9 protein-coding genes are annotated in these 14,452 nt (G+C 73.6%); 4 read left to right on the forward strand and 5 right to left on the reverse strand.

Translation table 11 applies throughout. The annotated features are described in order from the left end of the window. Positions 1 to 114: 114 nt before the first annotated feature. From ABD331_RS10295 to ABD331_RS10315, 5 genes are read right to left on the reverse strand one after another with little or no spacing between them, the layout of a single operon-like run. A complete protein-coding gene (locus ABD331_RS10295; protein ID WP_344473009.1) occupies positions 115 to 2,268 on the reverse strand; it encodes an SWIM zinc finger family protein in 2,154 nt (717 codons plus the stop codon). Further along, a complete protein-coding gene (locus ABD331_RS10300) occupies positions 2,265 to 3,383 on the reverse strand; it encodes a VWA domain-containing protein (protein WP_344473010.1) in 1,119 nt (372 codons plus the stop codon). Before ABD331_RS10300 ends, ABD331_RS10295 begins: the two co-directional genes overlap by 4 nt. After that, a complete protein-coding gene (locus ABD331_RS10305; protein WP_344473012.1) occupies positions 3,380 to 5,917 on the reverse strand; it encodes a DUF5682 family protein in 2,538 nt (845 codons plus the stop codon). The genes ABD331_RS10300 and ABD331_RS10305 overlap by 4 nt, the downstream gene beginning before the upstream one ends. Before the next feature lie 3 nt (positions 5,918 to 5,920). Then, positions 5,921 to 7,000: an ATP-binding protein gene (locus ABD331_RS10310; RefSeq protein WP_344473014.1), complete on the reverse strand. Its 1,080-nt coding sequence runs from the start codon at positions 6,998 to 7,000 to the stop codon at positions 5,921 to 5,923. Beyond that, positions 6,997 to 10,299, reverse strand: coding sequence for a DUF4132 domain-containing protein (locus ABD331_RS10315; protein WP_344473016.1), 3,303 nt, complete (start codon positions 10,297 to 10,299; stop codon positions 6,997 to 6,999). Before ABD331_RS10315 ends, ABD331_RS10310 begins: the two co-directional genes overlap by 4 nt. Positions 10,300 to 10,513: 214 nt before the next feature. Between ABD331_RS10315 and ABD331_RS10320 the strand changes: the two genes are divergently transcribed. The 4 genes from ABD331_RS10320 (at position 10,514) to ABD331_RS10335 (ending at position 14,450) form a co-directional block, all read left to right on the forward strand. Further along, positions 10,514 to 11,257, forward strand: a complete 744-nt coding sequence (locus tag ABD331_RS10320; protein ID WP_344473018.1) for a GntR family transcriptional regulator — start codon at positions 10,514 to 10,516, stop codon at positions 11,255 to 11,257. Between the two features lie 100 nt (positions 11,258 to 11,357). After that, positions 11,358 to 12,347, forward strand: a complete 990-nt coding sequence (locus ABD331_RS10325) for a phosphotriesterase family protein (protein WP_344473019.1) — start codon at positions 11,358 to 11,360, stop codon at positions 12,345 to 12,347. Between the two features lie 5 nt (positions 12,348 to 12,352). Next, positions 12,353 to 13,306 (forward strand): phosphotriesterase family protein, encoded by a 954-nt coding sequence (locus tag ABD331_RS10330; RefSeq protein ID WP_344473021.1) that lies wholly within the window; start codon positions 12,353 to 12,355, stop codon positions 13,304 to 13,306. A gap of 31 nt (positions 13,307 to 13,337) precedes the next feature. Further along, a complete protein-coding gene (locus ABD331_RS10335; RefSeq protein ID WP_344473023.1) occupies positions 13,338 to 14,450 on the forward strand; it encodes an FAD-dependent oxidoreductase in 1,113 nt (370 codons plus the stop codon). The last annotated feature ends 2 nt before the right edge of the window (positions 14,451 to 14,452 follow it).

The raw sequence follows: 14,452 nt of genomic DNA on the forward strand, positions 1-14,452 counted from the left end.
GCTCGCCCTTCCTGCCTCCTTCGCGGATCTCCAGTACTACCACGCCCGGCGCCTCTTCCTGCGAGGCGCCGTAAACATTGTCTCCATCAGAGACGATGTTGGCAACCCTAGCTCTCAATGCAGGTCCAGAGCGACCTCCAGCCGCAGGTACGCGCCGACCCACGCCCGCTCCACCACCTCCTCCTCCGAGCCGTTCCCCCGGGCTGCCGCGAACGCCGTGACCGCCTGTGCGACCCGGCGCAGGCCGAGCACGGTCAACCGCCGGGCGACGGCGTCGAGCCGTTCGCCGTAGGTCGGCGGCAGGTGTGCCAGGCCGTGATGGGCGGCCTCGGCCAGCAGCCCCCGCGTGTCCACCAGGACCGCGGCCAGCGGGTCCGGCCGCTCCTCCGGGGCGAGCCCGAGACTGCCGCTCCCGCCGCCGGGCCGCAGGTCGGGCACGATCACGCGGTCCCCGGCCGCCAGCCCGAGCGGCTCGACCACGAGATCCCCCGCGCTGCGCCCCACCACGCCGCTGACGAACCGCGGCTCGCCCTCCTCACCGGCCAGCACGGCCGCCAGCGCGTCGAGCCGCCCAGGAGCGGCGGCGCTGTGAACGGCCCTGACGACCGCCGGGTTGCCCGCCCGGTCGACGATCACGGCGTCCAGGCGCTGGTCGCCGGGGGCGTACCAGATGGCCTCGACCTGCGCGATCGCGAGCACCCGCACCAGCTCCGCCTCCACGCGCGGCCGGACGGGACGCAGCGGCAGGGCGTCGAGCTCGCGGCCCAGGGCGGCGTAGTCGGTCACCACCAGCGGCGCGGGCAGCTCGCCCCAGTCGCCCCGCGACGGGCTGACCGTGGTCCTGGCGACCCGCCCGGTGGCCAGCCGCACCGTACGGCTCGCGCTGCGGACGGCGGACTCCGTCACCAGGTTGCCCGTGGCCAGCGCGCCCAGCGTGGACGTGGCGATCCGCCGCCGCGCCAGCGCCGCCCCGTCGTCGTCGCCGTCCCACCGGCGGCGCAGGACCAGCACCATCGCGTTGTCGGCGTGGGCCAGGTACACCTCGGCGAACCGCTGCCCGCCCAGGCCGCGGACCCGGCAGCCGAGGCTCTCCAGCCTGGCCCTGCGCAGCGGCGTCTCCGCGGCCTCCGCGGTGCCGAGCACGCTGCTGCGCAGCGTGGCGTCCGGCCGCGTCACCGCCCGGTGCCTGGCGTGCAGCTCTGCCAGGTGGCTCGCGAGCTGTTCAGGACGGTAGTGGGCGGCGCGGTCGCGGTAGGCGGCGAGCTGCTCCGCCAGGTCGCCGACGGCCAGCAGCGGCCAGCGCAGCCCCGCCCCGTCCAGGTGACGTCGCACGTCGGCGATGGTGGCGTCCAGGCCGTGGCCCAGCTGCGCCGCGCCCTCGCGCAGCACCGTGCCCGCCAGCCCCAGCGCCCGCTCCAGCCCCGACCCCGCACCCTCCTCCGCCTCTCCCCCGACGTCCACCCGCACGTCTGGTACGCCCGGATGCAGCTCGTCGGCCGTCCGGAACGCCCACACCGCCAGCGCGATGACGTCGTCGTGGCTTCCCGCGACGCTGTCGGTGTGCACGAAGCCCAGGTCGCCGGGGATCAGGAAACGGACCGTCGCGGTGGCCAGCTCCACCTGCGGCACAGGGTCGGTGGCTGTCGGGCGGCGGATGCGGGCGGTGTATCCGGCGCGTTCCGCGCGGCGAGCGGCGGCCATCAGGCGGGTGCCGATCCTGGCGGTCAGCTGCTCGTCGGTCACCTGGCCGGGCGACCAAAGCGGCTGCACCGACGCAACCCCGGGCACGGCCCTCGGCACGGCCCCCGGCACGGCCCCCGGCACGGCCCCCGGCACGGCCCCCGGCACGGCCCCCGGCACGGCTCCTGGCACGGCTCCCGACGCCGCCCTGGGCACTGCCTCCTGCGTGATCTCCTGCGCAGCTTCGGAAGCGGCCCCTTGCGCAATCCCGGAAGCGGTCTCCTGTGCCGTCCCCGGCGAGACCGCCGCATCAGCCTCAGCCTCGGCACCGAGCGACAGGCGCTGGTAGGCGAGGATGACCGCGATGACGTGCCTGCACACTCCGACGGCGCCACAGGTGCAGCTCGCCACATCCAGCCCCCCGGCAGGCAGGCTGGTGGCCGGCCCGCCGGGAAAGTCGCCGTGCACGGTGCCGTCCCCATCGGTGCGCAACTCCGGCACCGCCTCCTTACCGGCCCGCTTCACCAGCCCCCGGTTGGTGAGCGCGGCAAGGGAGTCGGTGGTGAGCCCGAGCAGATCCGTCCTCATCGGCCCACGTGCTCCGCCACGAACGACGCCAGCTCACCCGGCGTCATCGCCCCCACGTACGCCCCCGCGTCGGCCAGCCGCTGCCCCAGCTTCCGGTCGAAGGCGGGGTTGGCCTGCTCGTCGAGCGCCGCCAGCCCGAGCACCTTGCTGCCCTGCCCGACCAGCTCGCGCACGACGCGCACCAGCCGTCCTGGATCGCCGCCCTCGTAGAAGTCGGAGATCAGCACGACGATCGCCCGCCGTGGCTGGTCCACCAGCCCCGCGCCGTACGCCGCCGCGCGGGCGATGTCGGTGCCGCCGCCGAGCTGGACCTTCATCAGCAGCTCCACGGGATCGTCCACGTCGGCCGTCAGGTCCACCACCTCGGTGTCGAAGGCCACCAGGTGGGTGCGCACCCCGGGCAGCCCCCACAGGCAGGCCGCCGTCACCGCCGAGTGGATCACCGACTCGACCATCGAACCGGACTGGTCGACCAGCAGGATCACCTGCCACTGCTCCAGGTGGCGGCGGGTGCGGGAGAAGAAGTACGGCGTCTCGATCACCACCTTGCCCGTGTCCGGCTGGTAGCGGCCGAGGTTGGCGCGCAACGTCCTGACCACGTCGAAGTTGCGGGCCAGCCGCAGCCGGCCGGACCGCCGTACCTTGGTGCCGGTGAACGCGGTGCGCACGTCGGTGGCGAGCTTGTCCATCAGCTCGCGCACCACCTGCTCCACGATCCGCCTGGCCAGCCGCAGCACCTGCGGGTTCATCAGGTGCTTGGTCCGCAGCACGGCCTTGAGCAGGGCGGCGTTCGGCTCGATGCGCGCCAGCACGGCGGGGTCGGTCACCACGTCGTGGATCTCGTAACGCTCGACGGCGTCGCGTTGCAGCCGCTCCACGGTCTCCTTGGGGAAGAGCCTGGCGATGTCGTCCAGCCAGTCGAAGGTGGTCAGCGCCGAGGGGCCGCTGCCCGCCTGGCGCACGCCGCGCCTGCGCAGGTCCTCGTCGCGGCCGTAGAGCCAGTCGACGGCCGCGTCGCGGGCGGCGGCCCGCGCGCCGAGCGGCGCGCCGCCGAGGCAGGCGCCGCCGGGCTCGCCGAGCAGCAGCCGCCACCGTTCGAGAGTGGGGTCGGTCATGGTGTGATCAGTCCCTCCCGGCGCAGTGCCGTGTCCACCCGCTCGTCCAGTGCCATCCCGGCGGCCACCAGCTCCGGGGCCGCCTCCAGCCGCATCAGGTCCCATCCGGACGCGCCCGCTGCGCGCCGCTCGACCAGGCGGGTGGCGATGAGGTGCCGCTCGCGGGGCGGGAAGAAGCCGAACGCCTGGCGTAGCGCGGGCAGCGCCACCAGGAAGTCGTCGTCCGTCAGCCCCCCGACCAGCTCGTCCAGCAGCTCCAGCATGCCCGGGGTGTGCAGCACCTCCTCGCGGGCGAGCGCGAACAGCCCGGCCAGCCAGTCTCCTGCCGTTGCGGGCACGAACGCGCCCCGCACCGCCCTCCCAAGCTCACCACCCGCAACGCCAGGCACCACGCCCGATACCGTCGCGAGATCGCCGCCCGCCGTCCCTGGCACCACGCCGGGCGTCCGGGCAAGGTCGCCGGGCACCGCACCAGTCACCGCGCCGGGCGCCGCCGAGAGATCGCCGGGCGCCGTGCCGGACGCCGAGCCAGGTGGCGTGCCGGGCGGGGTGCCGGGCGGCGTGTCGGGGGCCGAGCCGCGTAGGGACCAGGCCAGGCCCAGGGAGGCGCCGCGCAGGTCGGGTGGGGCGTCCGGGCAGGCGGCGAGCCGGTCGGCGACGCCGAGGGCCAGCGGCGTGTCCAGGCCGAGCGACGGGCCCGCGTGCCGGAGCGCGTCGCGGACCGCGATCATGGCGTTGACGCGCGGCAGGTCGGCCGGCGCCGGGCCGCCACGCACGCCTTCCGCCAGCCAGAGCACCCTCGAGGTGGCCGCCCGGACGACCGTGCCCAGGGTGGCGCTGCCGCTGGTGCGGAAGAGCTCGTCGTGACGCCACATCGCCAGGGCGACGGTGAGGGTGCGGCCGAGCGGCCCCAGGTCGGCCGCCGCGCCGACGGCCCGCGCCAGGTCGTCCAGCACCCGTCCGGCCAGCTCGCCGATGCCGCACAGCGCCGCGTCGAACAGGACGTCGGCCAGCTCGTCCAGGTCCGCGCCCGTGACGCGTTCCGCCAGGGCGGCGGCCGCGGCCTCCTGCGGGTCGACGCCGTACCCGCCGGCCTCGATGAGGGCGGGCAGCCGGTCCTCCGTCTCGGTCAGCACCCACTGTTCGACCAGCTCGGCCGGGCCTGCCGGGCGGGGTCCCGAGGTGCGTTCCACGCCGGGGATGCGCAGGATCCGCAGCCGGTGCAGCAGGCGGCTGCGCTCGCGGCCGGTGTCGTTGGTCAGGTCGAGCCGTTCCTCGCCGGGCTCGCCCAGCACGGCGAGCACCGCGTGGACCAGCGGCGGGAGCGGGGTCGAGGGATGCAGGCGGCCCACCCGGTCGCCGCTGAGCGCCGCGATCATCTCCACGATCACCGGGTGGCTGCCGGGCGGCAGCGGGCCGCGGGACGCCCAGGGCAGCGGGGTCTCGATGGCCTCGCTGACCAGCGCGCTCGCCAGGCCGTCCAGGACGTCCACGCGGGCCGGATGCCGGTGGCCGCGCATCAGGGCGATGCCGTCGGCGGTGGTCCTGGCGGCGATCAGGTCCGCGGTGGACACCTGCTGGCGGCGGGCGCGCAGCCTGGCGGTGACCGCCTCGGTGAGCCCGCGGGCCGCCTCGGCGGGGCCGGACTCCCACAGGCGCTGGTAGTAGCCCGGCGACGGCATGCCCGACTGGTAGCCGTCGAACGCGTCCAGCCGCCGGAACGAGTACGGCACCAGGTAACTCCCGACGGCCGCGTCCCCGGGCGGGCTCGGCACCTCCGGCCAGTCCACGCCGCCGGTCAGGCTGGGCGTCTCCGGCCAGCACACGCCGCCGGACGCACTCGGCGCCTCCGGCCAGTCCACGTCGCCGGGCGCCTCGGGTGAGCGCGTGTCGCCCTGCCCCGCCAGCCGGATCAGTGCGGGCCGGTGGAAGCCGCCCGTGACCACGACCACCGCCCGCTCGCCCGCGAAGGCGGCGGCGGCGCGGATCCAGCGCGCCATGTACGCCTCCCGCGCCGCATCCTCAGCCCCCGTCTCGGTGTCGCCCCGCACCAGGTCGAAGTAGGCGGCCAGCCGCTCGGCCAGCCCATCGGCCGGTTCGATCTCGAAGAGGTGGTCCCACAGCGCGTCCACGTTGTCCACCGAGAAGGTGCGGCACAGCCGCGCGACCACCTCCCCGTAGCGGGCCTCTGCGTCGGCGTACCGGTTGTGGACGTCGGCGAGAGCGGGATGCCAGGCGGGCAGGTCGATGAAGCGCAGCTCGGCGCCGACGTCCCGGCCGGCGGTCAGCGCCGTCCACTCCGGGGAGTACTCGCACAGCGGAGTCCACGAGCCGTGGCGGCGGAGCGGGTCGCGGTAGCCGGTGTAGACGGCGATGGGCAGCTCGTGGCCGAGCAGCAGCTCGTCCATCCGGTCGTTCATGTCGGACGGGCCCTCGACGAGCACGTACGCGGGCCGGAGGGAGGCGATGGTGTCGGCGACGAGCCGGGCGCAGGCCGGGCTGTGGTGCCGCACACCGATGTACGTGACCGCCATGGCTCAGCCCGGCAGCAGGTGTCGGGCCTCGTACAGGGCCTGCCACTGGGCGCCGTGCCGCCGCCGCTGTTCCAGGTATCTGCGCAGCTTCGCCAGGTCTTCGGCGTTGTCCTTGGCGGCGGTGCCGGCCAGGCAGGAGACGAGGTCGGCGGCGGTGCCGGGCTCGCCGCGCAGGAACCAGCCGCGCAGCCCGACGGCGTGCGCGACGGAGACGGCCTCGGCGGTGCTCATCACGCCCGAGAGCCGGTCGGTGGCGTCGCCGCGCGCGGTCTGTCCTTCGCGCAGCTCGCGGAAGGCGGTTACCAGGACCTCCAGTACGTCGCGACGTGGCGGCGCCTCGACGCCCGAGCGTTTGAGCAGCGCGGTGGCCTCGGCCTCGACCAGCGCCAGCTCGGTCTGGAAGTCGGCGATCGGGAAGACGGTCTCGAAGTTGAAGCGGCGCTTGAGTGCGGCGCTCATCTCGTTGACGCCGCGGTCGCGGGTGTTGGCGGTGGCGATGACGGTGAACCCCTCCTGGGCGAACACCATCGACTCGGGCCCGCTCAGCTCCGGCACGGCGAGCACCCGGTCCGACAGCGGCGACAGCAGGCAGTCCTGCACCTCCAGCGGGCACCGGGTGATCTCCTCGAAGCGCACCACCTTGCCCTCGGCCATGCCGCGCAGCAGTGGGGCGGCGACGAGCGACCGGGTGGAGGGGCCTTCCGCGACGAGCAGCGCGTAGTTCCACGAGTACTTGATCTGGTCCTCGGTGGTGGCGGCCCCGCCCTGGATGGTCAGCGTGGAGGTGCCGCTGACGGCCGCGGCCAGCAGCTCCGACAGCAGCGACTTGGCCGTGCCTGGCTCGCCCACCAGCATCAGCCCGCGGTTGGTGGCCAGCGACACCAGGGACCTGTCGATCAGCGAGGGGTCGCCGACGAACTTGCGGCTGATGCCGAGCTTCTCGTCGCCGAGCGCGAAGCGGCGGGCGGCGCGCAGGCTCAGCGCCCAGCCGGGCGGGCGGGCGTCGGTGTCGTCCTCCCGCAGCCTGGCCAGCTCGCCGGCGTAGCGGATCTCGGCCGGGGGCCGCTGCGCGTGCTCGTTCATCGGGCGATCTCCAGCAGGTCCCGGAGGATCTCGGACGCGGTGATCGGGTCGAGGCCTTCGACGGAGGCGTCGACCAGGCTCTGCTCGTCGGCGAAGTCGAGGTAGCCGATCGCGATGCCCGGATCGAGGTGGATGGTGAAGATCCGGCCGTCGGGCAGGTCCCGCTCGATCCAGCCCTGGATGCCGGCGTCCTGCGGCTCGCCCCGCCGCCAGCCGCGCCGTTCCAGGCCGATCACCGCCCCCGTGGGGATCTTGGCGGCCTCGATCTCGGCGGTCAGCGCCGGGTCCGGCGCGTACGTCTCCCGTCCGAGCTGCGGGAACGGCTGCAGGATCTCGTAGTCGGCGAACACCTCGGCCCAGGCGGCCAGGTCGTCCCCCAGCTCCAGCGGGTGGACCACGCCGACGACGGCGTCCTCGGGCAGCGTCAGCGGGTCGTCCTCGACGTCGGCGAAGCTGCGGTCCTCGGCCACCCGCAGGGCGCCCGCGAGCTGCCCGGACGAGTCGTAGACGCCCCACACGAGCCGCCGGACGATGTGCCAGAGCAGCGGGTGGCCGACGAGCAGCCGCCCGAAGTCGGCAGCGCTCCAGCGGCGGCGGCTCACCATGGCCTGCTCCAGGCGGCGGATGTTGTCGGACGCCACGGCGCGCACGTCCTTCTTCAGCCCGGCGAAGCGCTGGTGGGCGGCGGGCGCCAGCTCAGGGTCGTCGTTGGCACCCGGCTTGGGCAGGTTCTTCAGCCGCTTGCCTGCGGCGTCGGCCACGTACGGCTTGAGCTGCTCGTCGAAGCCGACGACGAACTGCCTGCGCCCGTAGTCGAGGGTCATGCTGCCGTCGGCGGACAGCCCGAAGGTGGGCACCAGCCGGTCGGCCAGCTCCACCGGCGTCAGGTTCAGCTCGGCGGCCACCTCGGCCATCTTCTGCTTGGCCCGGCTCTTGAGCCCGCTGAACTTGACCTTCTCGGCGATGCCGTGCAGATGCATCAGCGCGACCTCGGAGCCGATGCCCGCCAGCAGGTCGAGGCCGGCGACCGCACGGGAGTGCCCGCCCTCGCCGGGCCAGGCCCTGATCAGCGGGGTGAGCCTGCGGACGGTCTCGTCGTCGCCGAGCAGGCCGAGCGCGTCCATCACCCAGCTCTCCTTGGACGGGTAGCCGGCCGCCTGCCAGCGCTGGAACAGCGTCCAGGCGAACTCCGCCAGGCTGCGGGCGTCGCAGGCCTCCTTGACCTGGGCGAGGCCGGGGTAGGCGTGGCCGGGCTTGGAGATCGCCAGCATCGTCATCAGGTGCCGGACCGCCTCGGGCGGCAGCGCGCCCGCGTCGCCGCGCAGGTTGATCGGCGTGAGGATCGCGGCGTCCGCCCAGTCGGGCACGGCGGGCATCCTGGCGGGCAGCGCGTCGAGCGGGTCGGCCGCGAGCAGGGCGCCGATCGCGGCCTCGGCGTCGGGGCCGTACCCGGCGGCGGCCCGCAGCACCACGTCACGCGCGCCGCTCGCGCTCAGCGCGGTCAGCGCCTGCTCGGCCTGCCGCCTGGCCGCACCCGCCTTGCCCAGGGCCGGCGGGATCAGCGCCCTGGCTGCGGTCTCGGGGTGGCGGGTCAGCCACGCCAGCGCGGTGGCGCGTACCGACTTCAGCCGGGACAGCCAGTCGGCCATCAGCGCGGCGATCTCCGGGGAGGTGAACGGGAGCAGCGTCGCGGCGGCCGAGGCGGGGCCGCGCCGGGCGAAATCCACCACCAGGGGCAGTGCCGCCAGCTCGAACCTGGCGGCGATCCGGGGCAGCCAGTCGGCGACCCCCCACGCGTCGGTCGAGCGCCACGTGTCGAGCAGCGGTGCGGCCAGCTTCTCGGGCCCGGCGACGAACAGGGCGACTTCGCCTGACCAGTAGTACTGACGGTGTGTGCCGTCAGTGGCGGCGCGCTCGGCGATCTGCTCCCAGGTCTGGTTGTAGATCTGGCCCCAATGGTCGTTCTTGGCCAGCCAGTTGTCGCGCTCGCCCGGCGCCCACACCACGGCAGGCTCGTCGGCGCACGTCAGGCCGCTCACCACGACCGGCTTGCGGGCCTTGCGCGAACGCGTCCAGGGCGGGCTGACCAGCACCTGGGGCAGCGCCTCCGGCGGGGCGGCGGCGACGGGCAGAGCGTCGGCGATCTTGCGGATCCGTTCGGCGGCGGCCTCGCCGACGTTCGCGACGACCTCGGGCACCAGGTCGGGGTGGGCCAGGACGTGCGCGCGCAGCAGCAGGTCCGCGGGCTTGCCGGTGGAGGCGGCCAGCAGCCGCATCGCCCGGCGCGGGTAGCGAGCAGCCGCGCTCATGAAGGCAGGCTGGGCGTACTTCTCATCGATCCGGTCGAGCAGCGTCCGCATCGCCTCGTCGCCCGGCAGCTCGGCGAGCATGCTCAGCAGCCGCCGTTCGCTGCCGGCGTCGTAGCTCTTGCCGATCCATCCGGCCAGCACCGGGAGCGCGGCCTCGGCGCCCATGCCGTCCACGAGCGTGGCGGGCAGGGCGAGGGAGTGCAGCGTCCAGTAGGGGTAGAGGTGGTCCACGATGAGCGCCGCCTGCTCCGGCGTGCTGATCGCGGGGAGCAGGTCGTTGGACAGGTTCGGATTGACGCTGCTCGCCTCGGCGCAGTCGGCCGTGACCCAGGCGGTCTCGGTCGGCGCCAGGTAGGAGGCCGCCACCCGCTGGTGCGGGCCGCCCTCCCTGGTCGCCGCGAGTGCCGCGACGACCTGCGCGTACTCGGCGTCCGATGCGACGGCGAGCGCGGCTCTGACCCGCTGGACGAGCTCTCTGCGGTACCAGGTGTTCCAGGTACGGGGGTACTCACCGGCGGCCAGCCGCCGCACGTCCCAGAGGTCCTGGACGACGTCGCCGTCGAGCGCGGCGAGCTCCGCCACGGCCACCGCGGCGAACTCCAGGCCCCGTCCGGCCAGCCAGGCTTCGGCGAACAGCGGCGCCTGCGTCGTGTCCTGCCATGACAGGAGCACGGCCACCACAGCGGCGCCCAGCGGCGTGGCGGCGGGCTCTCCCGACAGGTACGCCGCGCCGGCGGCGGCCAGCTCCTGGTCGCGCCACCGCGGCAGCGAGTCGAGCACCGCCTGCCGGCGCCCGGCCAGCTTCGCGGCGAGCGCCTCGGGCGCGCCGGCGTCGGGCCGTTTCACCGTGACCTTCGCCCCGCCGCGCCGCGGGTGCAGGGCGCGCAGCCAGGAGGCCGGCATCCTCAGCCGGTCCTCGTCCCCGGCCGTCCCGTCGCGTAACGTCGCCGGTTCGCCGCCGTCCCTGGTCAGGGTCTGATTCGCGGTCATGCGGGCACACCTCCATCGCCTCGTGATCAACAGCGGCGAGTATGGCGGGCCCGACCGACAAAGTGACGGGGCGAGGCGGCCGACCCGACGTTCTGAGAACGCCGGGCTGCCGCGCCGAGTGTCCCGTTCGGGTTTGCGCCGGTGTGCTTGACTTCCTGCAGACGTACCCCGGCGACCAGCGACACGACCAGCGACACGGAGGGCCCGAACACCGATGCCGAACAGCGAACTCGACCTTTCATCGGGGGTCCCTCTTTATCGGCAGATCAAGGACATCCTGCGCAAGGAGATCGCCGGCGGAGCCGCCGACCCCCAGCGGCCGATGACCGAGGAGCAGTTGCTCAGCCGGTTCGAGGTGAGCAGGGCCCCCATCCGCCAGGCGCTGAAGGAGCTGGCGAACGAGGGGTACGTCTACAGGAAGCAGGGCAAGGGCACCTTCCCGGTGCCGGGCACCCGGGTGCACCGCCCGGCCGACGTGCGGCCGGGCGCGCTCTACCAGTACCTCTACGACACGGGCCTGCACCCCGCCTCCACCGTGTCCGGCATCGAGCGGGCGGAGCCGCCCGCCCGGATCCGGCACCGTCTCGGCACGGGGGCGCACGAGCGGCTCCTGCACTTCACCCGGTTGATCTCGGTCGAGAACGAGCCGCTGGTCGAGGCCGACGTCTACATCCGCGCCCCCGAGGACTTCGCGCCCACGGCGGCGGAGCTGGAGGACGAGGGCTCGGCGTTCGAGCTGCTGAAGCGCGACTTCGGGATCACGCTCGACCGGGCGGAGCACGAGGCGTGGGCGACGGCCGCGACCGCCGCCCACGCGGCGGCTCTCGGGGTGCGTGAGGGGAGCCCCCTGCTCGTCATCGAGACGGTCTTCTTCACGACGGGTGGCCTGCCGGCGGGCTGGCGGTCGGCGGTGCACCAGGCCGAGCAGTTCAAGTACCGGTTCGTCACCAGCGGCTGACCTGCGGTTATACCGTGAAACAGGCCGCCTTCTGACCGTTGACTTTGGTATTACAATATATTAACCTGCCAGAAACCAGGCCGGCGAGGAGCCAATGCACATGCCAAAGACGGGCGAACCAGCCGTCAACACCGTCCTCGGGCCCGTCCCGGCCGACCAGTTGGGGGTCGTCGCGGTCCACGAGGCCCTGCTGTCCGTGCTGCCGGGCGCCGAGCACGGCTACGACATCACGATGGACCGTTCCGAGATCTTCGCGACGCTCGCCGCGAAGCTGACCGACTTCCGCGCCCACGGCGGCGGGACGATCGTCGACAGCACCGGCATGTTCCACGGCAGGGACCTGCCGCTGTACGAGGCGCTGTCACGCTCGACCGGCGTGCACATCGTCGCCTCCACAGGCATGGGCCCCGAGGAGCTGCTCGGCGGCTACTTCCTGACCCCGCAGACCAACCCGCCGACGCCGTGGCCGGCCGAGAAGTTCGCCGGCCTGTTCACCCAGGAGATCACCGACGGCATGGTGGTCCCCCGGGTGGAGCGGCGGGCCCCGGCCGGCCTGGTGGCCACCGCCGCGACCCGCGCGGGCATGACGGCGACCGACGAGAGCCTGCTGCGCGGCGCGGCCCGCGCGGCGCTGGCCACCGGCGTCCCGCTCTCGCTGCGCTACGGCCACGACGCGGCGCACGACCTCCAGGTCGTCCTGGACGAGCGGCTCCCGGCGGACCGCGTCGTGGTCGGCGGGCTCGACCGCGCGGACGCGGTCGCCGCCGGCGCGCATCTGGAGGTCGCCCGCCTCGGCGCGTACGTCGCGCTCGACCACGTCGGCCTGAACGACGACGACGCCCACGTCACCGACCGCGAGCGCGCCGGCCTGCTGCTCGACCTGGTCCGCGCCGGGCACGCCGGCCAGGTGCTGCTGTCGTGCAACTCGATCGGCGTGGCCAAGGGCCTGCCGGCCTGCGACCTGCCCTACAGCCACGTCTCCACGGCGTTCGTCCCCCTGGCGACGTCGCTGGGGCTCGGCGCCGAGGACGCCCGGCGCGTCCTCGTGGACAACCCGCGCAACCTGCTGACCCCGCGGCGAGAGGGCTGACGATCATGTCGAAGGTGAACACCGTGCTGGGCCCCGTCGCCCCGGAGGAGCTCGGCGTCGTGGCCGTGCACGAGCACGTCGGCTACGGCATGCCCGGCTCGGAGCTGGACACCCGGTGGTGGAAGACGCCCGAGGAGCGCTACGCCGAGACCGTGCCGAAGCTGCGCCGCTTCCACGAGTACGGCGGCGGCACGTTCGTGGACGTGACCGGCATCTGCAACGGCCGCGACGTCGACTACTACAAGTCGCTGTCGGCCAAGACCGGGGTGCATATCGTGGCCTGCACCGGCTTCGTCGGCGGCGACACGGCGCTGCCGTTCTTCGAACGGGCCGGCGTCGACTACCTGACCAGGCAGTTCGTGCACGAGATCACCGTGGGCATCGGCGGCACCGGCAGCCGGGCCGGCGTGATCAAGGTTGGGGTGAGCCGCGGCGGCCGGATGACCGACCTGGACCTGCGCATCTACCGGGCCGCCGCCCGCGCCGCCGTCAGCACCGGGGTGCCGATCCTCACCCACCTGGCCATCGACGCCGAGCCCGCGGTCGCCGTCTTCGAGGAGGAGGGGCTGCCGCTGCACCGGGTGCTGTTCGGGCACGCCGACGACGGCCTGAACGCGCCGAACACGCCCGACACCTGGCTCGCCGGCCGCGGCGGCCGGATCGGGTTCGACACCTTCGGCTACGAGACCGAGCTGGAGGACCCGCCGTTCTGGGCGCGCCCCCGGCGCGAGCGGCTGGCGCACCTCCTCGGCTTCCTCGGCAAGGGCTTCCTGGACCAGGCGCTGGTCTCGGCCGACGCCAACTGCAGCCCGCTGGGCTGGCCGGGCGTCAAGGGCCACACGGTCAACTACCTGTTCGAGGAGCTCATCCCCGACCTGCGCGACGCCGGGCTGGACGAGGCGACGATCACCAGGCTGCTTGTCCACAACCCCGCCGATTTCCTGACGATCCAGAACTGAACCCCATGCGCCCCGTTCAAGGAAGACGATCATGCAGACCTCAGACCTGAAGGACCTGGACATCGCCATCGTCGGCGGAGGGTACGGCGGCGCGGTGGCGGCGGTGGCACTCGGGCGGCTCGGCGCCAAGGTCAGCGTCTACGAGCAGGCCAGCGCCATCCGGCAGGTCGGCGCCGGCATCGGCCTGCGCCCGCCCACCATCGAGCTGTTCCGCGAGCTGGAGATCTTCGACGCGATCGCGGCCGTCAGCTCCCCGAGCGACTACTTCGAGATCCTCACCGCCACCGGCGAGGTCATCCAGCGCGAGGACTGGCCGAAGGCCGGCGACTACGCCCAGGTGAACAAGACCCGGTTCATCCACCGCGGCGACTTCATCGACACCCTGCTGAAGCTGCTGCCCGAGGGCATGGTGCACATCTGCCACAAGATGACCGGCATCGAGGACCGGGGCGACCGCGCCACGCTCACCTTCGCCGATGGCAAGCAGGTGACGGCCGACCTGGTGATCGGCGCTGACGGCATCCGCTCCGTGGTGCGCAAGCAACTGTTCAGCGACGACGAGCCGGTGTTCGCGGGGGCGCACGCGTACCGTGCGGTGATCTCCGACGCCGCCACGTACGGATTGTGCGTGGACGACAACCTGCGCCTCTACATGAACGAGCGCGGCACGATGGTCTACTTCCTGCCGCTGCGCCACCGCGGCCAGGTGTCCTTCGACATCACCGCGCTGTCCGCCGACGACTCCTGGGCGCCGCAAGTGACCAAGGACGACCTGCTGGCGCTGATGGACGGCTTCGACGAGCGGCTCGTGAACATCACCCGCGACCTGGACATGGACACGGTGACGAGCCGCGCCGTGTTCGACATCGACCCGGTCGAGCGGTGGCACTCCGACTCCGTCACGCTGCTGGGCGACGCCGCCCACGCGATGCTGCACCACCAGGGCCAGGGCGCCAACCAGGCCATCCAGGACGCCGGCGGGCTCGCCGGCGCCCTGCGCGAGGCCGGTTCCGTCAAGGACGCGCTGGCCCTCTACCAGGCCAGGCGCAAGCCCGACACGGATGCGCTGCAGCGCATCTCCCGGGAGTCCTGGCAGGCGGACTCGGTGGACACCGCGTTCCCGGAGAAGTCCTCGATCAAGTGATT

This window comes from Nonomuraea monospora (assembly GCF_039531895.1).
Taxonomy (GTDB): Bacteria; Actinomycetota; Actinomycetes; order Streptosporangiales; family Streptosporangiaceae; genus Nonomuraea; species Nonomuraea monospora.

Bases quoted from the DNA above. Each gene is read 5' to 3' on its own strand.
- ABD331_RS10335 (WP_344473023.1), top strand. From the start codon at position 13,338: ATGCAGACCTCAGACCTGAAGGACCTGGACATCGCCATCGTCGGCGGA.
- ABD331_RS10325 (WP_344473019.1), top strand. From the start codon at position 11,358: ATGCCAAAGACGGGCGAACCAGCCGTCAACACCGTCCTCGGGCCCGTC.
- ABD331_RS10310 (WP_344473014.1), bottom strand. From the start codon at position 7,000: ATGAACGAGCACGCGCAGCGGCCCCCGGCCGAGATCCGCTACGCCGGC.
- ABD331_RS10305 (WP_344473012.1), bottom strand. From the start codon at position 5,917: ATGGCGGTCACGTACATCGGTGTGCGGCACCACAGCCCGGCCTGCGCC.
- ABD331_RS10300 (WP_344473010.1), bottom strand. From the start codon at position 3,383: ATGACCGACCCCACTCTCGAACGGTGGCGGCTGCTGCTCGGCGAGCCC.
- ABD331_RS10330 (WP_344473021.1), top strand. From the start codon at position 12,353: ATGTCGAAGGTGAACACCGTGCTGGGCCCCGTCGCCCCGGAGGAGCTC.
- ABD331_RS10320 (WP_344473018.1), top strand. From the start codon at position 10,514: ATGCCGAACAGCGAACTCGACCTTTCATCGGGGGTCCCTCTTTATCGG.
- ABD331_RS10315 (WP_344473016.1), bottom strand. From the start codon at position 10,299: ATGACCGCGAATCAGACCCTGACCAGGGACGGCGGCGAACCGGCGACG.
- ABD331_RS10295 (WP_344473009.1), bottom strand. From the start codon at position 2,268: ATGAGGACGGATCTGCTCGGGCTCACCACCGACTCCCTTGCCGCGCTC.